The 24588-nt window shown below is 44.8% G+C and carries 28 protein-coding genes, 3 pseudogenes and 1 riboswitch; of the genes and pseudogenes, 6 read left to right on the top strand and 25 right to left on the bottom strand.

Annotated features, from left to right (window positions below; translation table 11 throughout):
- The 8 genes and pseudogenes from BpJC4_RS14090 to lipM form a co-directional block, all read right to left on the bottom strand.
- Positions 1-815: ATP-binding protein (locus BpJC4_RS14090; protein ID WP_443098246.1), on the bottom strand; the 815-nt coding region annotated here is incomplete at its 3' end.
- Positions 799-1995, bottom strand: coding sequence for a Mu transposase C-terminal domain-containing protein (locus BpJC4_RS17345; RefSeq protein WP_503827299.1), 1197 nt, complete (start codon positions 1993-1995; stop codon positions 799-801). The genes BpJC4_RS17345 and BpJC4_RS14090, both read right to left, overlap by 17 nt.
- A gap of 3 nt (positions 1996-1998) precedes the next feature.
- Positions 1999-2685, bottom strand: coding sequence for a hypothetical protein (locus BpJC4_RS17340; RefSeq protein ID WP_503827298.1), 687 nt, complete (start codon positions 2683-2685; stop codon positions 1999-2001).
- A complete protein-coding gene (locus tag BpJC4_RS17335; RefSeq protein ID WP_253718647.1) occupies positions 2645-2956 on the bottom strand; it encodes a hypothetical protein in 312 nt (103 codons plus the stop codon). Before BpJC4_RS17335 ends, BpJC4_RS17340 begins: the two co-directional genes overlap by 41 nt.
- Entirely contained in the window at positions 2953-3792 is an 840-nt protein-coding gene (locus BpJC4_RS14080) for a TnsA endonuclease N-terminal domain-containing protein (RefSeq protein WP_151698072.1), read from the bottom strand. Before BpJC4_RS14080 ends, BpJC4_RS17335 begins: the two co-directional genes overlap by 4 nt.
- 149 nt (positions 3793-3941) lie before the next feature.
- Positions 3942-5702, bottom strand: a pseudogene (locus BpJC4_RS14075) (vitamin B12-dependent ribonucleotide reductase); the annotation flags it as partial.
- A gap of 390 nt (positions 5703-6092) precedes the next feature.
- Positions 6093-6878: pseudogene (locus tag BpJC4_RS14070) on the bottom strand (ribonucleotide reductase N-terminal alpha domain-containing protein); the annotation flags it as partial.
- A gap of 351 nt (positions 6879-7229) precedes the next feature.
- Positions 7230-8066: an octanoyltransferase LipM gene (lipM, locus tag BpJC4_RS14065; RefSeq protein WP_151698071.1), complete on the bottom strand. Its 837-nt coding sequence runs from the start codon at positions 8064-8066 to the stop codon at positions 7230-7232.
- Positions 8067-8223: 157 nt separating this feature from the next.
- On the opposite strand from lipM, the gene BpJC4_RS14060 reads away from it, so the two are divergent.
- Entirely contained in the window at positions 8224-8610 is a 387-nt protein-coding gene (locus BpJC4_RS14060) for a rhodanese-like domain-containing protein (RefSeq protein WP_151679871.1), read from the top strand.
- Between the two features lie 43 nt (positions 8611-8653).
- Here BpJC4_RS14060 and gcvPB read toward each other — a convergent pair whose 3' ends face one another.
- The 3 genes from gcvPB to gcvT are packed head-to-tail and all read right to left on the bottom strand — an operon-like array spanning position 8654 to position 12574.
- The gene (gene gcvPB, locus BpJC4_RS14055) at positions 8654-10114 is read right to left on the bottom strand and encodes an aminomethyl-transferring glycine dehydrogenase subunit GcvPB (protein ID WP_151698070.1); all 1461 of its coding nucleotides are present in this window, start codon (positions 10112-10114) and stop codon (positions 8654-8656) included.
- On the bottom strand, positions 10104-11456 hold the full coding sequence (gene gcvPA, locus BpJC4_RS14050; protein ID WP_151679869.1) for an aminomethyl-transferring glycine dehydrogenase subunit GcvPA: 1353 nt from the start codon (positions 11454-11456) through the stop codon (positions 10104-10106). Before gcvPA ends, gcvPB begins: the two co-directional genes overlap by 11 nt.
- On the bottom strand, positions 11453-12574 hold the full coding sequence (gene gcvT / locus BpJC4_RS14045) for a glycine cleavage system aminomethyltransferase GcvT (RefSeq protein WP_151679868.1): 1122 nt from the start codon (positions 12572-12574) through the stop codon (positions 11453-11455). The genes gcvPA and gcvT overlap by 4 nt, the downstream gene beginning before the upstream one ends.
- A 181-nt stretch (positions 12575-12755) precedes the next feature.
- Positions 12756-12844, bottom strand: a riboswitch (glycine riboswitch).
- Between the two features lie 230 nt (positions 12845-13074).
- Between gcvT and BpJC4_RS14040 the strand changes: the two genes are divergently transcribed.
- A complete protein-coding gene (locus BpJC4_RS14040) occupies positions 13075-14778 on the top strand; it encodes a DEAD/DEAH box helicase (RefSeq protein ID WP_172967556.1) in 1704 nt (567 codons plus the stop codon).
- Positions 14747-15538 carry a YqhG family protein gene (locus BpJC4_RS14035; protein WP_151679866.1) on the top strand — a complete coding sequence of 264 codons (792 nt, stop codon included), beginning with the start codon at positions 14747-14749 and terminating at the stop codon, positions 15536-15538. The genes BpJC4_RS14040 and BpJC4_RS14035 overlap by 32 nt, the downstream gene beginning before the upstream one ends.
- A 26-nt stretch (positions 15539-15564) precedes the next feature.
- On the opposite strand, the gene BpJC4_RS14030 is transcribed toward BpJC4_RS14035, so the two are convergent.
- The 9 genes from BpJC4_RS14030 to comGA form a co-directional block, all read right to left on the bottom strand.
- The gene (locus BpJC4_RS14030) at positions 15565-15741 is read right to left on the bottom strand and encodes a YqzE family protein (RefSeq protein ID WP_151679865.1); all 177 of its coding nucleotides are present in this window, start codon (positions 15739-15741) and stop codon (positions 15565-15567) included.
- 15 nt (positions 15742-15756) lie between these two features.
- Positions 15757-16281 (bottom strand): shikimate kinase, encoded by a 525-nt coding sequence (locus tag BpJC4_RS14025; protein ID WP_253693453.1) that lies wholly within the window; start codon positions 16279-16281, stop codon positions 15757-15759.
- On the bottom strand, positions 16278-16646 hold the full coding sequence (gene comGG / locus BpJC4_RS14020) for a competence type IV pilus minor pilin ComGG (protein ID WP_151698069.1): 369 nt from the start codon (positions 16644-16646) through the stop codon (positions 16278-16280). Before comGG ends, BpJC4_RS14025 begins: the two co-directional genes overlap by 4 nt.
- A complete protein-coding gene (gene comGF, locus BpJC4_RS14015; RefSeq protein ID WP_151679863.1) occupies positions 16643-17128 on the bottom strand; it encodes a competence type IV pilus minor pilin ComGF in 486 nt (161 codons plus the stop codon). Before comGF ends, comGG begins: the two co-directional genes overlap by 4 nt.
- Positions 17091-17399, bottom strand: a complete 309-nt coding sequence (locus tag BpJC4_RS14010; protein ID WP_151679862.1) for a prepilin-type N-terminal cleavage/methylation domain-containing protein — start codon at positions 17397-17399, stop codon at positions 17091-17093. The genes comGF and BpJC4_RS14010 overlap by 38 nt, the downstream gene beginning before the upstream one ends.
- The gene (comGD, locus tag BpJC4_RS14005; protein WP_253718649.1) at positions 17386-17829 is read right to left on the bottom strand and encodes a competence type IV pilus minor pilin ComGD; all 444 of its coding nucleotides are present in this window, start codon (positions 17827-17829) and stop codon (positions 17386-17388) included. The genes BpJC4_RS14010 and comGD overlap by 14 nt, the downstream gene beginning before the upstream one ends.
- Complete coding sequence (gene comGC / locus BpJC4_RS14000; protein ID WP_151698067.1) at positions 17829-18140, bottom strand: competence type IV pilus major pilin ComGC; 312 nt, start codon at positions 18138-18140, stop codon at positions 17829-17831. The genes comGD and comGC overlap by 1 nt, the downstream gene beginning before the upstream one ends.
- A gap of 82 nt (positions 18141-18222) precedes the next feature.
- Complete coding sequence (comGB, locus tag BpJC4_RS13995) at positions 18223-19185, bottom strand: competence type IV pilus assembly protein ComGB (protein ID WP_151698066.1); 963 nt, start codon at positions 19183-19185, stop codon at positions 18223-18225.
- A gap of 1 nt (position 19186) precedes the next feature.
- Positions 19187-20299 (bottom strand): competence type IV pilus ATPase ComGA, encoded by a 1113-nt coding sequence (gene comGA / locus BpJC4_RS13990; RefSeq protein ID WP_151679858.1) that lies wholly within the window; start codon positions 20297-20299, stop codon positions 19187-19189.
- Positions 20300-20507: 208 nt separating this feature from the next.
- Between comGA and BpJC4_RS13985 the strand changes: the two genes are divergently transcribed.
- Together BpJC4_RS13985 and BpJC4_RS13980 are read left to right on the top strand one after the other, a co-directional pair.
- Complete coding sequence (locus tag BpJC4_RS13985) at positions 20508-21215, top strand: helix-turn-helix transcriptional regulator (protein ID WP_151679857.1); 708 nt, start codon at positions 20508-20510, stop codon at positions 21213-21215.
- 76 nt (positions 21216-21291) lie between these two features.
- Entirely contained in the window at positions 21292-21534 is a 243-nt protein-coding gene (locus BpJC4_RS13980) for a DUF2626 domain-containing protein (protein ID WP_151679856.1), read from the top strand.
- A gap of 63 nt (positions 21535-21597) precedes the next feature.
- Here the strand turns inward: BpJC4_RS13980 and BpJC4_RS13975 are convergent, their stop codons facing one another.
- Positions 21598-22224 (bottom strand): MBL fold metallo-hydrolase, encoded by a 627-nt coding sequence (locus BpJC4_RS13975; RefSeq protein WP_151679855.1) that lies wholly within the window; start codon positions 22222-22224, stop codon positions 21598-21600.
- 130 nt (positions 22225-22354) lie between these two features.
- On the opposite strand from BpJC4_RS13975, the gene BpJC4_RS13970 reads away from it, so the two are divergent.
- Positions 22355-22528: a DUF2759 domain-containing protein gene (locus BpJC4_RS13970; RefSeq protein ID WP_151679854.1), complete on the top strand. Its 174-nt coding sequence runs from the start codon at positions 22355-22357 to the stop codon at positions 22526-22528.
- Between the two features lie 46 nt (positions 22529-22574).
- Here the strand turns inward: BpJC4_RS13970 and BpJC4_RS13965 are convergent, their stop codons facing one another.
- From BpJC4_RS13965 to BpJC4_RS13955, 4 genes and pseudogenes are all read right to left on the bottom strand, one after another.
- Entirely contained in the window at positions 22575-22895 is a 321-nt protein-coding gene (locus tag BpJC4_RS13965; protein WP_503827297.1) for a hypothetical protein, read from the bottom strand.
- Positions 22894-23025: pseudogene (locus BpJC4_RS17330) on the bottom strand (hypothetical protein); the annotation flags it as partial. The pseudogene BpJC4_RS17330 and the gene BpJC4_RS13965, both read right to left, overlap by 2 nt.
- Before the next feature lie 238 nt (positions 23026-23263).
- Positions 23264-24232 (bottom strand): ROK family glucokinase, encoded by a 969-nt coding sequence (locus BpJC4_RS13960; protein WP_151698064.1) that lies wholly within the window; start codon positions 24230-24232, stop codon positions 23264-23266.
- Between the two features lie 5 nt (positions 24233-24237).
- Positions 24238-24447, bottom strand: a complete 210-nt coding sequence (locus tag BpJC4_RS13955; protein WP_151679851.1) for a YqgQ family protein — start codon at positions 24445-24447, stop codon at positions 24238-24240.
- Positions 24448-24588 lie beyond the last annotated feature (141 nt).

The following is a 24588-nucleotide window of genomic DNA, read 5'->3' as shown; positions in this document are numbered from 1 at the left end:
TTTGAAAGAGTTACAAAAAAATTTAACATATCTTCTTGATCAACTTTAGAATTGACAAGATGTTGAAGTTCATCAATTACTAAAACCCCAATACCATATAGACTAGCTAGGGAAGTCATAAATAATAACATCGTTGAAACATTCCGATTAAAACTTCCGTATTTCTCTAAATATCTTGTTCCTAATAAATCATCAATTGCTTTAAAGAAACTTTGACATAATGTAGTTAAACTTCCATCATAAGGACAATCTATTTTTAACCATGTAATTTGAGTTCTATTGAAAGGCTGTCCTTTATAGTTAGTATGCTTAATTACTTGTGGATACATTAGCAATAATCGTTCTATAGCCGTTGTCTTACCAATTCCTGATATTCCAATGATAGATAAACTATCTGCTGTTGATCTAAGATAATTTAGACGTTCTGCAATATATTGTGCATTTTCTTCATCTTCTCTAAGTTCATGCATTAAACGAACACGAGCTAAAAAGGATTTATCGAGTGGATTTCGTGCTAAATAACCTCGACGAATTAACGTTGATAAACGACGTTCAACCTCAAAATGAATTGGTAATGGTTGAATAAAATTTTTCACCCGTTTTAATATGTGATATCGAATATTTGTTTCACTTGTTTTATCTTGCTGACTAATGATAGGTGTTACCATAAAATGTTCTAACACATCGTCCTCTGTAAAGATTGGTGGTAACGCTTCAATATATGGATTATTCTCATATTCTGCTAGAGATTGTTTCTTATATACAGCTTCTACCTGTTCCCCTTTTAATACAAGATTCTTAATCTTTTTTTCCATAGATTTCATCACTCTTTTGTTTAATTTTTTCAATTAGACGTGAAGAAGTTTTCTTTTCTGTCTTTTTTTCTATCTCTGATTGAGTTTCAAATTCAACAATATCTGCTACTTGTTCATGCAAAGTAGGTGTAGGGGATAAATCAAATTTTTCTATTTCACGATTAACAGCTTTTTCAATCGCCTTATTTTTCCAAATCGAAACAAGTTTCTCCTTTTTACTTATTGATTTATTTTCTGATTTTTTTTGTTCCGCTTTTTTTATTATTTCTTCCATTATTGTATCTGTATTGATTGTTAGCTGTGCTTGTTGAGAGCGTTCTTGTTCTTTTAGTTCATTTAGTAATTGTTGCTGAAAAATAACATCTTCTAAAAAATCTGATTTATACTGTTTACTTGGCTCCAATAAAAGACATGTCTCATAATCTATTCCATTATCACTTGGAATATAGATTTTATCTAAATGTCGTGGATCATATATGATTTCAATGCTTTTATTTTTTAAATTTGCATACCACTGTTCTTCAATAGCTCTTTTTGAACCATACAATAAATTTTTGAATTTGATGCCTGTTCTTGTAATCGTTACTCTACCACGTGGTAATACATTTAAACGAAAAATATTTCTATCAACTGTGCGAAGTCGCCCTTTACGATTTTGAATACCCCAATTCCATATATTGATTGGGGTTGGCACAATACCATCCGTTATCATTTCCTTTTCCATTGGATACTTTTCAATAATTTTATGGTTATGCTGTAATATTAACGTAATGATTAATGCAGTAAATTCCTTTAAATTCAATGTAGCATCAAGCCTATAATCTCTATCCCCACGTTCTCTGTATTCTTTTTGGATAGCTCCAGGTGCTTTTTGCTTTATCTTGCCATTAATTGTTCGGAATTTCCGCTCTACAATGCCTTTCAAATCACCTCGATACGCTGTTGTATTTTCAATTTTAATATGCAAATTATTTATAAGCCCTTCTACTGAATAACCTTCAAATTCTCCTCTGTCTGCTATTATAATTTCAGGTAAATGGCGTGTTGGCCATTGTTCTTCTGTAATATCAATATTATATTGCTTACAAAAATCAACCTTATCAGCAACCATATTATCTAATGCCATCATCGCACCAATCCACGAAGGACCTTCTAAACCAACATAAATACCTGTAACCATACGTTAATACACATCAATAACTGCATACACAACAGGTCTACCAATAATTCGATTCACATCAAAAGCACTAACTATATAAACATCCGCAATGGTTGCATCAATTTGGAAACGAGTTCCTGGTCCATTTGTTTCAACTTTGGAATTACTTAAAAGAGGACGATGCTTTAATTCATATTCTTTAACACTTTTTCTAAACTGCATATCTTTTTTTGGGTCTTCGAACTTCTTAAACCAATAGTAAAATTGATCATATGAAGGAATTCGATCTGCATCCCAAATACGATACTGATATTCCCCATTTACTTTGAAACGATCAGAATAAAAGTCACGTAATACGAAATGATATACATCTCTTAATGTATAGTTATTGGATTTACGATAATATTTATTGATAGCATGTTCAAATTGAACTTTCACTTCATCCGTTATATTAATACCACTCCGATATTCTCCATCAATAGTTACTCTACGTGGACGTCCAACTTTTTCATTAGAGAGCGTTTTTATTTTCCCTTTACCACCAGATTTTGAATAATCTGGCAACATTGCATTTTTATTCATTCCTCGTTGCCAATAACGGCTAAGTAACTTTTTAATTTTTGTTGGAGTAACATGAAGTTCTTCTGCAATTTCTTTAATTTTTGTTTCTCTACCATTCCTTTGAAGTAAGGTTTTTATATCCTTTAACAAGTAATTCTGAATAAATATCCCAATCCTTGTCCCTCTTTTCAATTTGGGTTTTTGTTAATTCTTTTTCTACAACAACACGGGAAAAAGGATCTGCAATTGGAATCAACTTTTTTTGCTCTATATCTGTTATTAACGTTGAATACAATTCTTTTTGAGGCATAGATGTATTAGCATCAATAATGACTACATATACATAAGGTTCATCAATTTCTACAATACGAATTCGAGTTAAATCTTCCGTTAATTGAAAAACTTGATTAATATAAATCATCCGTACCTCACCTTCTTCATCTTGTCTTCATCAATTGACTGAATAACAAGTGGTTCATCAATATTTATAGGTTCTATTATGTCTATTATCAGAATTTTCCGTACAATTAAATGATAAAATAGGGTTAAACCACTACCCAATGGTAAATGCATATCTTTATCAAATAAAAATGCTGTTTCTCTTACACTATAGTCTCCTTGTATAATTCGTTGTAAAAATGCAATCGCAAAATCTTCAATTTGAGAATCATTCATATTTCGAAAGGCATCAAACTGTGTTAAATCATAATAATTATGGATGTAGCTAATATTCCTTGCTATAGCTTTTGGAATCTCTTCTTCCGTTACAATCCCCCATTCAATACCCCTTCTCTCCCAATAAACTCTTTCAATTTCAAATTTTTCAATAACTCGCTCCTTCAATAGCTCATCTTTCATTTTTATCGTTCTTGCAACATCAATAAATCGATTATCTTTTTCTATTGTTAATAAAAAATCAGTAGTCATTACGACTGGTTCATTCGTTTTTGGATTTGTAGGATGTTTAATACCTAATTCGTTGGCAATAACAATTGTTTCTGATTTAGGCAACAATGGAAATTGTTCTCGAATATCAACTACGCAGTCATAAAATTCAGAAATATAAAAATAGTTTCTTTCTAAGTCCGAAAACATTTCGTGTTGCCTATTTATTTTATTTCCTTTTATTCTTGATACCCTTCCTGATGATGGAACGTCTTGAATTGTTAACCAAGGCTTATAATTAGCACCTCGACCAGAACCTCGCCCTTCACGAATCCATTGCTCTTCTTTAGCTATTCTTTTTCGTTTAGACATAAAAAAACACCCCTTTAGAAAATAATAATCTAAAGAGGTGTAACAGTACAACTTTTTTTTAAACGGTATGACTTTTTTTCAAACAGTACAACTTTTTTTCAAACGGTACGACTTTTTTTCAAATCTACACAAAACCCGTTCTTTTCGTTTTACAGCCCGCATTTTAATTGCGCGCCGCAGTTGTCGCATGTGTTGCATCCGCCGATTTCCTTGACTTTCCCCTTCCGGCAGATCGGGCACGTGTCGCCAATTTCGTTGCCGTATGTGACGCTCGTTGTGCGGAGGTCCTGTATCGTATCGACAAGGACAACATGCTGCTTTTCCGGTTTAACCGTTTTTTCTTCCTCTGGTTCTTCGGCTTTCAACGTTAACACCTGTGAATCGCGGCTGCCGTCCACATATACGGTTCCTCCTTTGGCACCGCCTTTATACAGGCGTTCGTACACTTTTTCGACTTGTTCAACCGTATAGCCGCGCGGGGCGTTGACGGTTTTTGAGATCGAACTGTCGATCCAGCGCTGGATCACGCATTGGACGTCCGCGTGTGCTTCCGGGGAAAGGTCCATTGCCGTGACGAACCAGCTTGGCAAATGGTCCGGATCGGCTTCAGGATGGCGATCCAAATATTCCTTGACGATATCTGCCTTCACTTCGATAAATTTGCCGAGTCGGCCACTTCTGTAGTACGTAAAGGAGAAATACGGCTCAAGCCCCGTTGAGCAGCCGATCATAGTGCCGGTGGATCCGGTTGGTGCAACGGTGAGCAGATGCGAGTTGCGGATGCCAAATTTCAGGATATCCTGCCGGATCTCTTCCGGCATTTTTTTCATATAGCCGGTTTCCGTGAATGCTTTGCGCAACCGCATCGTTTCTTCCCTGGTTTCGCCGGTGAGGAACGGGAAGCTGCCTTTTTCTTTGGCAATCTCTATGGAAGCGCGGTAAGCTTCGGTCGCGATCGTTTCAAATACTTTGTCGATAAGTTTGTTGCCTTCTTCCGATCCGTATTCTTTTTCCGTATAAATCAGCAGATCGGCAAGGCCCATCACGCCGAGCCCGACGCGCCGTTCCCCGAGCGCCTGCTTCTTGTTTTCCTTTAAGAAGTAAGGGGTCGCATCAATGACATTGTCCTGCAGGCGGACGCCAATGCGCACGGTTTTTTTCAATTGTTCCCAGCGCACTTCTTTCGTTTCCTTGTCCACCATATTGGCCAGATTGACCGCTGCAAGGTTGCAGACGGAATATGGTGCGAGGGGTTGTTCCCCACACGGGTTCGTTGCGACGACTTTTTGGCCGTAGGCTTTCGCATTTGTCATTTCGTTGGCGTTGTCGATAAAGAATACGCCCGGTTCCGCCGAGTAAGTCGCGCAGATGTTGATTAAATTCCAAAGTTCTTTCGCTTTGATTTTGCGGTAAACGCGCACTTTCCGGCCAAGTTTTTCCCACTCACGGACATCGCCGATCTTGTGCCATTCTTCATTGTAAATGCGCATTTCTTCTTCACTGTAATTTTCAACATCCGGGAATTTTAATTCAAATTCTGCATCCGCTTCAACGGCTTCCATGAATTCTTTTGTCAGGCAGACAGAAATATTGGCTCCTGTTAAAAATTCCGGATTATGGACGGTGTAATGGCCGCCGGTTGCCAGTTTTTCTTCCGCTTCTTTCATGACTTCATCAGTAAAGCCGCCTTGGCCGGGGATATGCTTGTAGTTTACAATCCCTTGATACATCGCCCTTTCCATCTCGGTGAGAGGTGTAAACTTCAATTTGTCATGGGCGAGTTTCCGGATCCATTCATCGTTTGTATTTTCAATCAGGAAGCGCAAAATACGCGGGTTCTGCATTTTTGAGATGATAAATTCAACAATATCTGGATGCCAGACAGCCAGCATGATCATTTGTGCTCCACGCTTATTTGTTACGCTCAAACTTAAGCGGCCGGGTCATTTCTGCCCGGCTCTCACACTTTCATGTGAGAGCAGACTATATCATCAAAGAAGCATCCCTGTCTTCTTTGTCTCGCGCCTGATAACCGCGTTGCCGCCGGTTACCATTTACTTTTTCCATGGCTCCTCTCGCCACACCTGTTGGTAAATTTGGTTATTGTAGAGGTAGCTTTAGGAAATTTCAATAGTCGTTGAACGTTCATCTTCGTTTCCAAAGATGCTTCGCTGCTGATTGCCCAATCTTTCTTCTTTTTAAACGGTCACGCCCACCGTTGCCGGTCACGTTGTCGTGAAGAAAGCTCTAAGGGTGTCCCAGCAATTCGCGAGATTTTAATCCCGCCGTATGGAGAGTTAACGGGATCCGCCTTGTTCGACAAGGTGTGTCAATTTTGCGATATCATCCAGCCATGATACGGATCCGGACGATTTGCCGTTTACGCCTCTGGCAAGCGTATTGCGCGGTCTGAGTGTCGAACCGTTCGTTCCAACCCCGCCGCCGCGGCTCATGATTTCCATTACCTGTTTACGGTGCTCGGAAATGCCTTCGCGCGAGTCCGGGACGTAAGGCATCACGTAACAATTAAAGTAAGTAACTTCGGTCCCCGATCCGGCGCCGTACAGGACGCGCCCCGCCGGAATGAAGTTTAAGTTCACGAGTTCATTGTAAAACTTTTCATACCATTCTTTCCGTTTCTCTTCCGTTTTTTCCACTGCCGCTAAGCCGGTTGCATTCCGCTTTGCGATTTGTTCGTAGTAGACCTCAAGGGGCTTTTCGATGATATCAAGCGGCCTCCTGATGATCCCTGTTTCTTTTTCTTTCGGGTGTTCAAGCGCTGAGCGGTAGTCTTCCTCGATCAAAATTTCCGCTTCGTTTTTCTCCCAGTCGATCTCCTTGATGACGCCAAGCCCTCTTGCCGGAAATTTCGGGTCTTCTTTAATCGTCAGTACAACAAAATCGCCCTTGCCCAACGTGACTTTTTCCGTGTCTTTAAATGCGTATCTGTCAATCATTACAAGCCGAGAAACGCCTTTGTACGTGATTTTCATATCTGGGGTGATCGGGTGGACTTGCGGAAATAAGCGGATATCCTCATTCAGCTTCTCAACATCCCATAATTTTTTTGTCGATGCAACAGACATTAACGACAACTCCTTTGATCTATATTTCTCTCTGTTTTTCTCAGCTGTTTTCTTTTTCTACTTTAAAATAGCACATGCCGGACAAAAAATGCAAGCAAAAACACTAGATATTGTGTGAATATTTATTTTTTATACACCATATATTGTGTGTTGATCAAACCGCTTTCTTTTTGTCAAATGGAAAATTTAATAATCAGTGTCGAAAAAACGAGAAATCCACAGAAAAAACCGGATTCTTCCCGGATAATGAAAAAATTCACCGCTTGCATCTGCCCCAGTATGAAAAAAGCGCGCCACAAAAGGAAAAAAGCATCAAATCATGCTTTTCTCCAGAAAAAATTTAATTTTCGTTTATCTCTTAAAATTCCATTCAACCGCCTCATAACGCGTTTTCGCAAGCTCCTGGGTATACGTGAGTTGCTCTTTCGTTAAACTGTATGGTTCCAGGCGGATGCCGAGCCCTTCTTCAAAACCCTTTTTAAAAGCCTTTTTCGCTTCATCATATGTAACCGGATCGCTGCGGATTTCGTTGATCGCAACCGCCTTGTTTTTAAAGGCTCTCTTCATTCTCTCTCTCACTATATCATTTGAGTACTTAAACAGGCTGAACAGCTTGTCTTCATCCAAATCAAGTAAAATTGAGCCGTGCTGCAGGATCACGCCTTTCTGCCTTGTCTGCGCACTGCCGGCCACTTTTCTGCCCTCGACAACGAGCTCATACCAGCTCGGCGTATCGAAGCACACAGAGGTATGCGGATGTTTCAGCGCCTCCCGTTCTTTCTCCGTGCGCGGCACGGCAAAATATGCCTCCAAACCGAGCTCCCGGAAGCCCCTCACAAGTCCTTCCGAAATGACGCGGTACGCTTCCGTGACCGTTTTCGGCATGTCAGGATGCGCTTCCGACACGATCACGCTGTATGTCAGTTCATGCTCGTGGAGAACAGCCCTTCCCCCTGTCGGCCGCCGCACAAAACCGAGCCCGTATTTTTTCACGGCATCGAGATCAATTTCTTTTTCCACCCTTTGAAAATACCCGATCGAAAGCGTCGCCGGATCCCAGCCGTAAAAACGGATAGCCGGTGGAATCTTTCCCTCGCTGTGCCAGTCGAGCAGCGCTTCATCGAGCGCCATATTAAAAGCCGGCGGACAATGACCGGAATCGATAAACAACCAAATTTCTTTTCCCATATGTACCCCTCTTTTAACAAAATTCACTCTACCAGTTTACCAAAAAACATTGAAAACCGGCAAAGAACCGGTTTGTGCAAAAAAAGATTTTGATTAAGAGGTGGAACACGAATATAATAATAGATAGCGCTGGCAGGTAAGAAAGGGGGCATACAGATTGTCGCAATCATGGTTTACAGCCATTATCATCATCGCTGCTGTTGTCGCATACACACTCATCAGCTACTACCGGCAGAAAAAAATCATGAAAAGCTTGACGGAAGAAGAATTTAAGGCAGGGTACCGCAAAGCGCAGTTAATTGATGTCCGCGAGCCGAACGAATTTGCGAACGGGCATATTTTGGGCGCCCGCAATATTCCGTTGTCTCAGCTAAAAATGAGATTAAAAGAAATCCGGACCGACAAACCGGTTTATCTATATTGCCAAAACGGGGCGCGCACCGGCCGCGCTGCACAAATTCTTTACAAATACGGCTGCCGCGACCTTTACCAGTTAAAAGGCGGCTATAAAAATTGGACAGGCAAAATTAAAACAAGCAAGTAAACTGTGTAAAATGCCGCAGCAAGCCACTGCGGCATTTGCTTTTTTATTGTTTTACATAGCGCAAAACCGGTTTGCGCGCCGCCCTTGTTTCATCTAGGCGCTTTACAAGCGTGGTATGAGGGGCTTCCTGGACAATTTCCGGATTTTCCTCCGCTTCTTTTGCGATTTGGATCATCGCATCGATAAACGCATCGAGCGTTTCTTTCGTTTCCGTTTCAGTCGGTTCGATCATCATGCATTCTTCGACATTGAGCGGAAAATAAACGGTCGGCGGATGGAAACCGAAGTCCAGCAGCCGCTTCGCAATGTCGAATGTCCTGACGCCGAGTTTTTTCTGGCGCCTGCCGCTTAAAACGAATTCATGCTTGCAATGGCGGTCATACGGCAAATCGTAATAAGGGGCAAGCCTGCGCATCATATAGTTCGCATTGATGACCGCATTTTCGGTTACCGCGCGCAAACCCTCAGGCCCCATCGAGCGGATGTACGTATAAGCCCGGACATTGATGCTGAAATTACCGTAAAACGGTTTAACCCTTCCGATTGAATGCGGGCGGTCTTCATCAAAGTAGTAGCGATCCCCTTTTTTGGCAACAACCGGCTTCGGTAAAAACGGGATCAACTCTCTTTTTACACCTACAGGGCCGGAACCCGGGCCGCCGCCGCCGTGCGGGCCAGTAAACGTTTTATGGAGATTCAAGTGAACGACATCAAATCCCATGTCACCAGGGCGCGCTTTGGCGAGCACTGCGTTCAAATTGGCGCCGTCGTAATACAGCTTGCCGCCTGCTTCATGGACAATCTCCGCAATTTCGAGGATATGCTCTTCAAACAGCCCGAGCGTATTCGGATTGGTGAGCATGAGCGCGGCCGTATCGTCCCCGGCAATCCTCCTTAAGTCTTCCAAATCAACAAGCCCCTGCCCATTCGATTTGACGGTGACCGTGTCAAAACCGGCAACAGTGGCGGACGCCGGATTTGTGCCGTGCGCGGAATCCGGGATAATCACTTTCGTCCGTTTTGTATCCCCGTTTGCTTCATGGAAAGCGCGGATCAGCATCAGGCCGGTCCATTCCCCGTGCGCCCCGGCAGCCGGCTGCAAGGTGACCTCATCCATGCCGGTAATTTCGATTAAATGCTGCTTTAGGTCATACATTAGCTCAAGTGCTCCCTGCACTGTGCTTTCATCCTGGAGCGGATGGATATGGGCAAAACCTGGGAAGCGCGCCGCTATTTCATTGATTTTCGGGTTGTATTTCATTGTGCACGAGCCGAGCGGATAAAATCCCGAATCGACACCGTGGTTATTTTTCGATAATAATGTGTAATGGCGCATTAAATCCAGTTCCGACACTTCCGGCAATTCTGCATCCTGCTTCCGGATGTATTCGACCGGAAAAATTTCCGCCGGGTCCGCTTCCGGCACATCCAACTCCGGCAGGCTGTGAGCAATCCGGCCAGGTTTGGAACGTTCGAAAATGAGCGGCATCACTTCATTCGCCATGGCAAAATACCCCCAATTCTTCAGCAAATTGATCAATTTCTGCTTTTGTCCGCATTTCCGTTACCGCAATGAGCATATGTCCGGCGAATTCCGGATAATCCCGGCCCGTATCATATCCCCCGATGATTTTTTTCTTTAACAAGTGGTCATTGGCCGCTTTTACACTTTTCGGCATTTTTAGAAGAAACTCATTGAAAAACGGCGTGCCGAATGCCACCTCAAAACCTTTTTCCTCCAATTTCTTTTTTGCGTACTGCGCTTTGGAAATATTGGCAAGCGCCATTTCTTTCACGCCTTTTTTCCCGAGCGCAGCTATGGCAACCGAAGCGGCGAGCGCATTCAGCGCCTGGTTGGAGCAAATATTGGAAGTGGCTTTGTCGCGGCGGATATGCTGTTCGCGCGCCTGCAGCGTCAGCACATAGCCTCTTTTCCCATTCTCATCAACGGTTTCTCCGACAAGGCGCCCCGGGATTTTCCGCATCAGCTTCGATGTCGCGGCAAAATAACCGCAATGCGGGCCGCCGAATGAAGCCGGAATGCCGAATACCTGGCAGTCGCCGACTGTGATATCCGCCCCGAAATCCCCAGGCGGCGCAAATATTCCAAGGGCAAGCAGATTAGCAGAAACAATGAACATTGCTTTTTCAGCGTGCGCCAGTTCCTCAATCTCTTTTAAAAGTTCAATCGAACCAAAAAAATTCGGATATTGGACGATCACAGTGGCCGTATCCCCGTCAATCGATTTTTTGGCCGCATCAATATCGGTCCGGCCGTCCTTCAGCGGAATTTCTTCCACTGTGATGCCCTGCCCTTTGGCATACGTATGTAAAACGGCGCGGTACTGCGGATGGACAGCTTTAGAAACCAGAATTTTTTTCCTGCGCGTCTGCCCTGAGGCAAGCATCGCCGCTTCGGCCATGGCAGTGCCGCCGTCATACATGGAAGAGTTGGCCACTTCCATGCCCGTTAATTCGCAGATCATCGTCTGGAATTCAAAGATCGCCTGCAGCTCCCCCTGGGATATTTCCGGCTGGTATGGCGTATAGGCGGTATAAAATTCGGATCTTGAAATCACATGGTCCACTACCGCAGGGATATAGTGGTCGTATACCCCCGCCCCTAAAAAGGAGGTATATTGCTTTAAATTTGCATTTTTGTCGGCAAGTGCAGCCAGTTCCTTTAACAACGCGGTCTCCGATTTTGCTTTTTTTATGCGGTAATCGCCTTTGAAACGCACTTTTTCGGGAATATCCGCAAACAGTTCATCCACAGAATCGACGCCGATCACGTCCAGCATCTCCCTGCGGTCTTCCTCTGTCATCGGCAAATAACGGTGCATCATTTTTCTCCTCCCACATTCTGTTGCCGTTTATAAAACGGTGTTTTCACCACTTTGGCTTTTAATTTCTTGGAGCGGATGGCCACTTCCACTTCAGTTCCCGGCGCGTTAAAGGGCACATCCAATAGAGCAAGGCCGATATTTTTCTTGAATGTTGGTGACTGTGTCCCGGTTGTCACAACACCGATTCTCTTTTCCCCGGAAAAAACATCATAGCCGTGGCGCGGGATGCCACGTTCGATCATTTCAATACCGGCAAGCTTCCTTTTCAGGCCCTCCGTTTTCAGTTGCTGAAGCGCCGATTTTCCGATAAAATCCGCTTCCTTGTTGAGTTTCACCGCAAAGCCGATCCCCGCTTCAAGCGGAGAAATGTTTTCCGAAAGTTCCTGGCCGTACAGGCACAGCCCTGCTTCAAAGCGGAGTGTATCCCTGGCGCCAAGCCCGCACGGCAAAACCCCGTCTTCATCTCCCGCCGTCAAAATTTCTTCCCACAGGCGGGCCGCATCTTCATTCCGGCAATAAATTTCAAAACCGTCTTCACCTGTGTAACCGGTTCTTGACAGCAGCACTTTACATCCGGAAAGATCGGCATTTTCGACGAATGAAAAAGGCTTAAATGCAGAAACATCAAGCCCCCGGGCAAGTTTTTGCAAAATCCGCGCCGACAGCGGACCCTGCAGTGCCAGCTGGGCCATTGATGCGCTCATATCGGCAATAGAGATTTCTTCCGTGTTGTGATCCCTCAGCCATTCATAATCTTTTTCGGTGTTGGCGGCGTTCACAACTAACAAGTAACGCTCTTTTCCCAATTGGTAAACCAGCAAATCATCCACCGTGCCGCCGTTTTCGTAACACATGGCCGTGTACTGTGCAGCGCCGGGATGGAGTGTCGACACGTCGTTCGTTGCCATCTTTTGCAAAAAATCAAGGCTTCCTTCCCCCTGAACGAGAATTTCCCCCATATGCGAAACATCAAACAGCCCTGCTTTTGTGCGGACGGCTTCGTGCTCGGCTTTGATGCCCGAAAACTGCACAGGCAGTTCCCAGCCGCCAAAACCGGTTGTTTTGGCCCCGTATTTCCGGTAAACATCAAACAACGGCGTCCGTTTTAAATCCGGCATTTGCTTCCCTCCGTTCTTATCATTCAAAATCCTTGTTTGCCCGAAATTTTGCATAAGGGCAAAAAAACAGGGAATATTCCGTTGTATGATCGGAATATTCCCTGTCCTTGCACCTGAAAGTTTACCGAAACGGTTTTCCTCTTTGGTGGCTTCATATAAAAGAAGCACTCTCCAGAGATGCGTCAAATTAAGAGTCTTTTTGCCTGAGAGATTCGCAAACATTGCTTGCTCCGTCGGCGCTGCATATGCAGTCTCTCCCCTTATTCTCATCCGCCAATATTCAGTTAAAAATCGGGCATACTACAAATATCCTGCCGGGTTGGAATTTCCCCTGCGGCAGAGGTAAAAATGATTGATTCAACTTCATCGTATCATGACTCCATTCTTAAAATCAATTGGATTTTTCAAAATGTATTCAACTGTACGAAAAGAAACCCTTTAAAAAATACATAGGCGGAATTTGAGCAGTTTAAACGCTGATGAAAAGGAGTGCGAGTAGCTTGGAAGTCAACTACGAATTCGACCATTCATGGGAAACGGAATTGATGGACCGCTACGAAAATGACGGACCATGGGGGAAATGGGAACTGTACCAGCTTGCGGTGGAAATGGAAAAGAGGCTCGTCATCCCTGAATTTGAAGGGCTGCAGGCGCCAAAGCACCTGGTCAATGTAAACCCGCTTCCCCATCAGTTGGAGACGGCGCGCCAAGTTGTTGAAAAGATGAACGGAAAAGCGATCTTGGCGGATGAAGTCGGGCTCGGGAAGACGATTGAAGCGGGCCTGATATTAAAAGAATATATGATTCGCGGGCTTGCCAAAAAAGTGCTTATTTTAGTACCCGCATCCCTTGTTTCGCAGTGGGTCGCAGAACTAAACCAAAAATTCCATATTCCGGCGGTCGGACAAAAGAAAAGTTACATGTGGGAGCAGTACGACTGCATCGTATCTTCCATCGATACCGCCAAGCGAAGCCCGCACCGCGACATCATCTACAAACAGCAATACGATATGGTCATCATTGACGAAGCGCATAAGTTAAAAAACCCGAATACAAAAAACTATGAATTTGTCCAGGGATTAAAGAAAAAATTCTGCCTCCTGCTCACTGCGACGCCAATCCAAAACCGGGTAGAAGAAATTTTCCATCTTGTGTCTTTATTAAAACCTGGGCATTTGGGGAGCGAAACAAATTTCAGCAAAAAATATAAAAAAAGGGACAGGCACGTAAAAGAAGACGAACATTTAAAGCAGCTCGTCAATAAAGTCATGATCAGAAACCGCCGCATCAACACAGGTCTAGAATGGACGAAACGGCGCGTGGAAACCGTTTTGATCGATTTCAGCAAAGAAGAGCGCGAAATGTACGATGCCCTAAAGATACTCCGCATCGCCCACGACGGTTACTCCTATGCCGGCTTCTCGCTTTTGACACTGCAACGGGAAGCATGTTCGAGCCGGGAAGCTGTTTTTGTCACGTTGAAAAACTTGCTGAAAAAAGCGGAACAGCCGTCCCCCGCTTTGGAAGAGGCGGTCACTAAGATCATCAAAAAAATCGAAGCCATAAAGACCAACTCAAAAGCCGAAAAAGCGCTTGAACTCATTCAAAGCATTCAAGATAAAGTCATTATCTTCACCGAATACCGGGCAACTCAGCTTTATTTGCAATGGTTTTTGAAACAAAACGGCATCACCTCCGTCCCGTTCCGCGGGGGCTTCAAGCGCGGCAAGAAAGACTGGATGCGCCAGCTTTTCGAAAATCATGCACAGGTGCTCATCGCGACGGAAGCGGGCGGCGAAGGAATTAACCTCCAGTTTTGCCACCATATGATCAATTTTGATCTGCCGTGGAACCCGATGCGGCTTGAGCAAAGGATCGGGCGCGTCCACCGGCTTGGGCAGGAAAAAGACGTCCACATTTATAATTTCGCCACAAAAAAAACGGTGGAAGAACATATTTTGCAGCTGTTGTATGAAAAAATCCATCTGTTTGAACGGGTGATCGGTGAACTCGACGATATTTTGACCTGCCTCGAATTCGGGAAACTGGAAGACCATTTGCTTGACGTATTCCAAAACTCACAGTCGGAAGGCGAAATGAAAATTAAAATGGAGAATCTCACGCAAATGATCGAGTTTGCGGAAACGCTTCGGAAACAGGAGGAGGACGCGGATGCTGCAAGAAGAAATACATCAATATCTTGAGCGCTTTTTTGAGGCAAACGGGTGCACGTTTATTGAAAACGGGCCCGGTTGGATGACCGTCCAGCTGACCGTTGAACTCGACAAAGCGTTAATGAACCGCCCTTTTTACTGGTCTTATCTGGAAAAAACGGGCGGCATCCCGAACCCGATGTCAGTGACATTTATCACGGATAAGGAAAAAGCCCCCGAATCCATTAAAGGCGAGGCCATCCATTTCGGCAGCCCGCGCCTGAACCAAATTTTCCGGACGGCAAAACAATTTGCCCGTTACATCCGGCTGTATGAAGACATCAAACCGCAGCAAAAACAGGCGCCGCTCTACCCGTGGCTTTCCATGAACCTCAAAATTTCTTACCGGTGCGATTTGAAGAAAGATGTATTCCGGTCGATCGGCCTGAATTTGATCCACGGCACTTTGGCAGAAAATTTCCAGGACATACTGGAGCAAAGAAACCTTACGCCGAAAATCCCGGACAATTGTTTTACATTAACACCGATCATTATGCCGAAAAGCGCGGTGAGAAGGATTGAAAACTATGTGCGGCAAGGCTTAGCAAAGGAAACGCACGAGTGGGCGGAAGAAGCGGTAATACGGTGGCAGCAGGATCTAAATCTTTTGGACCACTTTTATGAGGACATGGAGGAACTGCCTGAATCGTATGAAATAGAAAAGCAGGCGCTAAAAGAACAGTACGAACCAAAAATCACGGTTGAAGTCGTTAACGGCGGGCTGTTTTACTTAAAAGATGCCCTTATATAAGCAGGCAGCCTGTTCACGGCTGCCTGTTACGGTTTCCTTTTCAAGAATGAGAAAACATACGGGATAATGCCGAACCATCTTTCCACAAATGGCGGCATCTCTTCTTTCTTTTGGTTTCTTTTTTGCTGCCGCTCGCTTTTTGGCGTGCTGATATGCTGCATAACCGTTTGCGTCATAAATTTTACATAATCATTCGTTGACAATGGCGCCACCTTCCTTCAGGCGCCATTATGCCCGAACAACTCCGGTTTTATACGCCCGGCGATCTCAGTCACAATTTCATCGACCGTTTTGCCTGATGTGTCAACCATTAGATCCGCGCACACCCGGTACAGTGGCAGCCTTTTTTCATAAAGGCTGACAAGTTCCGCTACTGTCCGGCCGGATGCCATCGGCCTTGATGCGTCATTTTGAATACGGGCAACAAGGATGGCAGGGTCGCAATCGAGAAAAACCACCAGCCCGTCCCGTTTCAATAGCCTACGGTTCTCTTCCCGCATGACAATACCCCCGCCTGTCATGATCACGCCTTGCAGCATTTTTGCCCGTTTGAGCATTTCCGTTTCTTTCTTACGGAAATACGCTTCCCCTTTTTCCGCAAAAATTTCAGCAGGCGCCATCCCTTCTTCTTTCTCGATCCAGGCATCCAAATCAATCGCATCCATATGCAGCATGGCCGCCAAAGCATGCCCGACTGTCGTTTTTCCGGCTCCCATAAAGCCGGTTAAATAAATCCTTGTCATTTTTCCACCCACCGGATTACCTTTTTTTCTGCGTGATTATATATTATCTCACTTTTAAACTGTTCACCACTCTCATTTTCCGTCTGCAAGGAAATGGCCGCTTCGTCCCCGTCTTTTTTCACCGTATAGGAAACTATCCCATCTGAAAAACGAAGCACCGCTGCACCGAAATCCCCTTCTTCAATCCGGCGAGCGGCCTCCCGGATTGCCATCACGGACATCGTGTTCCGGATATAATATTCCTTTACGAGCACAGCGTACTTTTTTTCTCCCAAAAAAATGTCCACGCTTAAAATGAGCATCGTGCACGCCAAGAGCGCTAAAAACAGCGCCATCGGCAAAATAAAGCCTTTTTCGCCCTTCATGAATGGCGTTCCCCCATTTCATCCAAATTTACAGGATGCGCCTGTGAAAAAGTAAAATCCGCTGTTTCTTCCGTGCCGTCCAGAAATTCCACTTCGAGCTCGATCCCATAAGCAGTTTCGGTGAATTTTACATTTTTCACATTTTGAAGCACAATTTGATGCCCCTCGTCATCCACCCTCCGCCTCAGCAGCGCCCCGTACGGTTCATATACAACCGTTTTCCCGTCCCTGTTGAGCGTGAGCCTATTTTGTCCGGCTTCACAGGCGGTACTCATCCGGATTTCTTTGCGCAGCTGCAAAACGAAAAGATTCCACTCATCATCTTCTTTCGGCCTGAACGCGTCGCCGGCCATCCCAAACATTTTCACAGCAGGCGGGAAGAACGAGAAAATAAAGGACAGAACCATCAGTACGAATATACTTTCGAGCAGCGTAAATCCGTTCTCATTGCTGAACCGTAACGCAAATCTTTTTTTCTTCATAGTCCACACATGCCTTCCTGCCTTGATCTTCAATATGGAATGCCATTTTGGCCCCTTCCAACGTTTTTTCTCTTTCCGGCACATTTCCCGTGAAAACCCATTCCTCTGTTTTTTCGTAAAGAAAACGGGCCGCAGCCATTTGCTGTTTTGATTCCTTTATTTGGCCGAACATATTTACAAGCGGCGGAAACAGGGCTGCGGCCATCATACAAAATACGGCGAACGCTGCCACCGTTTCTGCAAGCGTAAAGCCTTTTTCATTCTTCCACATAAAACCGCCCGCTTCCAATATGTGTCACGAGTTTGATTTTATTTCCACCCGCCTGGAAATAAAGCGTGCCAAACTGACTGACATTCCCATCCGGCCCGATCATACACGAAGAAAGCGTTGAACCGTTGCTCAACATTTTCACATCGTCCGGCAGCTTCCTTTTAGCAAGAAAGGCATTTTGCCTTGATTCATAAATAGTATAAGTATTGTTCGGCTGGTAAAATTTTATATATACATTCGTTTGCCTGGCGATTGCATCTGCCTGCGCAAAATACAAATCTCTTTCAAGCTGATTGATCAACATATTTTTGGCGACGGCATCCTTTACCGGTCCAAACCCGGGAAAAGCGAGGACGGTCATAACCGAAACAACAAGCAATACCACCAGCATTTCCGGAAATGTAAAACCTGCTTCCCCTTTCCAAGGCATCAATTTGGCGCCTCCGTTACTGTTCCGTCTGCCCCGATTTCCACCCCGTTGCCGTTCGGGCAAGTTGTTTTCGAGACATACCCGCTATCTTTCAATTGACTGATGGAAGTTGGAAACTCATGATGGTCCATTTCATATGCCTGCACCTGCCCCTGCACCATTGCAATAAAGGCATCGCACCCTTTATTATTGATGGAATCCGTATGTTTGGAAATATTCGGAATCATTAAAAATAAAAGGACAGTAATGACAAGCAGTACGATCAGCATTTCGATCAGCGTGAATGCTTTTTCATTTTTTAAAACAGCCATCTTCATATCCCCTTTCACAGATATTTTGCTGCTGGCGCCAAAAAGGCACCGGCAGCTAATCAATAAATCCGTCCGGACAGGTTTAAACGGCATCAATCATTTGAAACATCGGGAGCATGATCGACAAATAAATTGCCACCAAAAAGATGCCGATCATGACAAAGACAACCGGCTGGATGAGCTGGAACAGATTTTGAATTTTTTCTTCCATCTTTTTCATGCTGATTTGGCTGTAGTAATACAATTCCTGATCCAGGCGCCCGTTTTTTTCTCCGTGCCGTACGAGAACGACCAGTTGGGGCTCAATGTAGGACACGGTGGATAAAGCGTTTGAAAACGTCTGCCCCGCCAAAAGCTTATCACGCAGGAATTTTGCGGTATCCCGCAAGAGCGGCCTGAAATTTTGCGATTCCATCATATGGAGGATTTCATATACCGAAAAGCCGCTTTTCAGCAAAAAACTCCATTCTCTTGCCAAAAACTGGCTGTAATAACTTTTATAGTAAAAGCGGGATACGGGAATGTGCGACAGCCATGCCGCCTGGTCAAGCGGATTTTTCCTTTTTAAATAAAAATGGAGGAAGGATGCGGAAAAAAGTGAGGCCAACACAAAGATGAGCATCCATTTCGGGGCTTGTTCCATGACAGCCAAAAACAGCCGGAGATTTCGCGAAGGTGTGTAATCCAAAGACAGGTACATCTGTTCAAACTGCGGCAGCAGGATGCTCCGTACAAAACCCGCTGCGGCAAAAAGGGCAACGATTAAAACAAGCGGATAGCGGACAAGTTTCCAAAACGTATGGTAGTCTTGATGCTTCTTCAGCAAATAAGCGCCGGCCTCTTTCAGCGCAGGCACCATTTCGCCGTGCCGTTCAGCGAAATAAATTTGCGAGCAGGCATTGGCGTCAAACCGGTGCTTTAACAAGACTTCATGAAGCGGCACACCATTTTGCAGCTGTTTGTTCATCGAACCAACATCCTGTTTCGCATCGGCATATTGGAGAAACGAAATGGCTTCCGAAATCGCAAATCCGTTCTCCAGCATTTCACCGATCCGGATAAGAAACCGGCCTTGCGCTTTGAGGCTCCGCCGCTTCTTCCTCTTCAGCAATCCAGCGATGAAACTCTTCTTCAGAAATGTATCCAAGCGCAATCCCCTTTCGCAGCCATTCTTTTAAAGTTGGATAATGGTACCGGACTACTTCCCCTTTTGCTTCCTGCAGCACTTTTTGCAAATTTTTGCCGTACAAAAGCTCATAAACAGCTGTCTGCCGGTTCTTTCGACTGTGCATGCAAATCGGCGAACAGCGGCTGCCGCAAACCGGGCAAAGCAGCGTAATCAGCCGCTGGGCGCTGACAGCAAGGAGCGTCTGCTCGATTTCATGAAGGCTGATCCCAAACTCCATCAGCCGGTAGATGGCCCCCTTCGCATCGCGCGTATGCATTGTTGTCAGAACCAAATGCCCTGTCAGTGATGCGCGGACCGCAATTCTTGCCGTTTCCGCATCCCGGATTTCCCCGACCAAAATGATATCCGGATCATGGCGCAAGATTGCCTTCAGCCCTGTGCTGTAAGTAATCCCGGCCTTTTCATTCACCTGCACCTGCAAGAATGAATCAGTTTGCTTTTCGACAGGGTCTTCCAATGTGATGACATTGCGTAAAAAATGTTTCGAACAATGTTCGACAAGCGTATACATCGTTGTCGATTTGCCACTTCCGGTCGGCCCGCTGAAAATGAGCATGCCGTGCGAATGGTTCAGAAGTGCCATTAATTTTTTTGCACTGGATGGGAAAAGTGAGATTTGTCCGATTTGGTACCTTTCTTCGTGGGGGAGAATCCGGATCACGAGGCTTTCTTTTGACAGAGAGGTTGGAAGCGTCGAAATTCTTAAGGAGACGGTTTGCTGCAAGATTTTCATCTGGACTGACCCGCTTTGGGGCTTCCTTTTTTCGCTGATATCCATGGATGACATAAATTTCAAGTGGGATATCAGCCTTTCCCCGGCTTTAGCGGAAAGGTTGCGGTGGGGGTACAGCCTTCCATACTGCCGGAACTGTACATGGTAACACTGTTGCCTCGGCACAATGTGGACATCGGTCACTTTGTTCTTGACCGCTTGCCCAACCAGCAGTTCTGCCATTTTTTCAACAGACATATGCCATAACATACCACCTTTCTTTTTGGGATACTTACTTGTTTCGACGCTGCCGGAAAAATTCCTGCAAAAAAAAATAATTTTTTCGGTTTTTTCTTAGATTCAACATTGTTTTTGTGGAAAAGTAAAGTGTGTGATTTTCGTCACAAATTTTGGCGTATTTATTATTTATAATATAGTTAGTATAAAAATTGTAGAGGTGTTTAATATGGAACCAACATTAAAAGTCATTAACGCGCTTTCAGACCCAACCCGCTATTCTATTTACCAATTTGTGCTCAAAAAAAGAGGGGAAGTCTCCGTCCAGGAAGTGGCGAATAAATTTAACATACACCCGAATGTGGCAAGGTTGCATTTATCCAAACTTGAAGATGTAAAAGTCATCACATCTGAACTGAACAAAACTGGAAAAGGCGGCCGCCCGGCAAGGCTGTATAAAAGTTCCGAACAGGTCGTTGAGCTGACCTTCCCGCACCGTGAATACAAACTGCTATCCAATATTCTGCTTGAAGCACTTAATAAATTGAAGCTGGCAAGCGGAGAACTGCTGCAGGATATCGGCAGACAGTACGGCAAACAAATCATTGAAAATATTTTAAAAAGTATGAACAAAACAAAAGACCAGCTGACTTACGATGAAAAATTGTCCGTTTTGGCAAGCGTGTCGACAATGGACGGCTACTGCATTGAAACTTCGGAGTCGGATGAGGCGAACGAATTGGACTACCATGTATACAACTGCCCGTTCAAAGAATTGATCAACCATTCTACGCAAGTTTGCGAAATGCATATTGCCTATATCCACGGCTTATTCGAAGCGCTGTTTGACGATTTTGAAATGAAGCAGCAGGAAACGATACTCCATGAATGCAGCGAGTGCATCTATCATGTGAAAGTTGCAAAAGTTGCGAATTAATTCCCGATTTTATTTACACCCCTTCCGCATTCCATTATAATAAGGTTGAATGGACATAAAAGAAGGGGTGGTTCATTTGGATCGTATGTATCGCGTACTGGGGTTTTGGACCGGTGTCATGGCGGTCATGTTTTATCTTGGCGACATGAAAGAAACCGCCTTATTGTTCCTTGCGCAAACCGGCTTTTTTGTGCTTGTCAGCTATTTGAAATTGTCCGAACGGATGTATATGTACATTTTCGGTGTGTACTTGACCATTTTCTTCGCCGGTTTTACTTATTACACCACTTTTATGCTCACACTCGGATTCGGCGAATAAAACATTTTTCTATAATATTTTATCGTATCCTAAAAAGATCGGCGGACAGTCCGCCGATTTTTTTTACCGTAAAAAAGGATTCAGCGCCGCTTCCTCCCCAATTGTGGTGGCTGGCCCATGCCCCGGCAGCACAGTAATATCCGTATCCAGCACCAAAAGTTTTGTGCGGATGCTTTCAATCAGCTGGGCATGGTTCCCGCCTGGCAAATCCGTCCGCCCGATGCTGCCGGCAAACAGGGCATCGCCCGAAAAAAGGGCATTTGTTCCGTGCAACCTGTACGAAACGCTTCCAGGCGAATGGCCGGGCGTTTCCAACACACGAAACCGGAACGGCCCGATTTTCAAATCTCCTTCACCTGTGAGCAGTTTTTCCGCAGAGCGCGCCGTCACTTCCCCCATCCGGAACAAATGCGAACCGTTCATTCCCGGGTCAGGAAGCCAATCTGCTTCATTTTCATGGACGTAAGCAGGAATTTGGTAAACGTCCCGCACCGCATCCAACGCACCAATATGGTCGAAATGCGCGTGGGTCAACAGCACCGCCAACGGATGCAGCCCTTTATCATCAATAAAGGCCATTAATTTTTCACTTTCCCCGCCCGGATCAAAAATAATGCAGTCTTTTTCACTATTCCACAGCAAATAGCAGTTTGTCTGGATCGGGCCGAGGGGGAGTTGTTCCCATTCCATTTGCATCCCTCCTTCCTTATTGTAACATGTAATAGCATCGGCAATGAGCGGAATTGTAAATACTCGACAAATTGACGGTCTAGTTGTAAAATAAAAATAATTGGATGCATTTTCATTAAGGGGGGATTTCATGGGAACCGTTATCATTTTCGGTCTTGTTTCCATCCTTTCGCTGATCGGGCTGATTACTGCCGCCAAAAACAAAAACATCCTCGGTTTCGTATTCGGGGCAATTTCTTTTGCCCTTTTCGGCTGGTTCACCATCATGACCGTCATCCATTCGGGCTATCCAACTTTCACGTAACTTTCCAAAAAGGCGGCAACTGCCGCTTTTTTTATGCCTGGCAGTTTCAGCGCGTAAAACGGAACAGATCCCCGTAAATGATTTTATCGAAAATTTGCTGTGGCCGGACTGCTTCAGCAAGCCCGATATTGAGTACGCAAAGCAAACAGGCACCCGACCAATTTGTACCCTGAAACAGCTTGGAGAAGCGCAAACCGTATTTTTTCACTGCCTTCATAGTGGCAAAATAAACGGCGATGTCCAAAAAATAAAGAAGATTCCGCCACCTCATTTCCGACAGGACGCTTTCCTTTAAATCTCTGAAATTGCTCGTTTGAAACAGCAATGGAACCGTTAAATAATCGCTGAAAAAAACGGAAAAACACAATATTGGCGTACAAAATAACGGACAGCACGGCCGCCGCGGCCAGACAGAAACGGATTTGCTTTTTCTTTTCCTTAAACAGGTAAGACAACCCGAAAACAAAAAATAAAAATACGGCAGGATTGATCAGCAAAAAACAAACCGCTGCAGCGGGCTGCCCACTTCAAGATGGAATTCTTTGAAATAAACGATATCCGTTTTCTCCCACATGAATATAACCGCCATAAGCGGCCAAACAACCATTGTGTTGGCAAAGCTGGACAAAAAAACCCCCTTTTTTCATCATATCGCTGTTCTTTATTAAGCCAAACGTAGGCCGATATCATGAAAAAGGGGAATCGTGTTTAAATCGTATTGCCATTTCCCATATTTTAATTTTTATTCAACACAAGCCAGGCCGCCCCAATCACGCCAGCATCATTGCCTAATGTGGCAAGTTTCAGTTTTGTCGATTTGCCGACCGTTGTAAAGGCATATTTGGAAAAATAAGTGCGTAGCGGATTTAAAAGCGTATCCCCTGCTTTTGATACGCCGCCGCCGAGGACGATTTTTTCCGGATTAAATGTATTGGCGACATTTGCCAGCGCAAGCCCCAAATATTTAGCGGTTTCATCCACGACTTCATTCGCCAGTGCATCGCCTGCCGCCGCTAAATCAAACACATCTTTGGAAGTCACGCTTCCTGCCTGGCTATACAAATCTTTTAACGTGGACGGGCTACTGTATGCAGCGATTTTCTTTTTCGCCGTCCTGACGACGCCTGTAGCGGATGCGACCGTTTCAAGGCAGCCTGTTTTGCCACAGTTGCATGGGGCGCCGCCATCCGGGATCACGGTGATATGGCCGATTTCGCCTGCCGCCCCTTTAACGCCATGCACGATATCGCCGCCTGTAATAATCCCGCCTCCGACGCCGGTGCCGAGTGTGACAAACACCATGTCATCCGAACCTTCGCCGGCGCCTTTCCACATTTCGCCGAGCGCCGCCACATTGGCATCGTTATCAATTACCACTTTTAACCCGGTTAATTGCTGCAACGTATCCACAACCGGATAGTTCTGCACCCAACCGATGTTCACGGATTCGTAAATGACGCCCGCCTCCATATCAACCGGACCGGGCACACCGATGCCGATGCCGGCAATATCCTTTTTATCCCAGTGAAGTGCTGCCAACTGTCCATCTATCGATTTTGCAATATTCGGGAGAATGGCTTTCCCTTTTTCAGACGTATCTGTTGGAATTTCCCATCTATGAAAAATATCTCCTTTTTCATTTAAAAATGCCAGTTTTGTGGTAGTGCCTCCTAAATCCACACCTGTTACCCATTTTTCAGCCATTTGCATCACCCTCGATTTCTTTTCTCTTTTTCCAGGCGTTTTTCCTGCCTGATGATCAGCATTGCTGTTTCGTATTCCCGATTTTCCAGCACCCTTGCCTGGTACAGCTCCCTCAGCTCCAGTTCCATCAGTTCAAGATCAGCAAGCCGGTCCCCGATATAGACAATGATGCCGAATTTTTTTAAAAGCTGCTGTACATCATAAAGCGTTCTCATTTCGACCCAACTTTCAATTGATAAATATCTGCCTAAGAAAAGTATAGTCGAATGTGCAATTTCTAACAAGCGCCAATTCGAGTGCTGCCCGCATAAAAATGGCCATTGGCGCTTCATTGTGTTTTTAACGGACATACAAAA

The organism is Weizmannia acidilactici (assembly GCF_008974185.1).
In the GTDB taxonomy this organism is placed as follows: domain Bacteria; phylum Bacillota; class Bacilli; order Bacillales; family Bacillaceae_C; genus Weizmannia; species Weizmannia acidilactici.
This window is presented reverse-complemented; position numbering and strand designations above follow the sequence as displayed.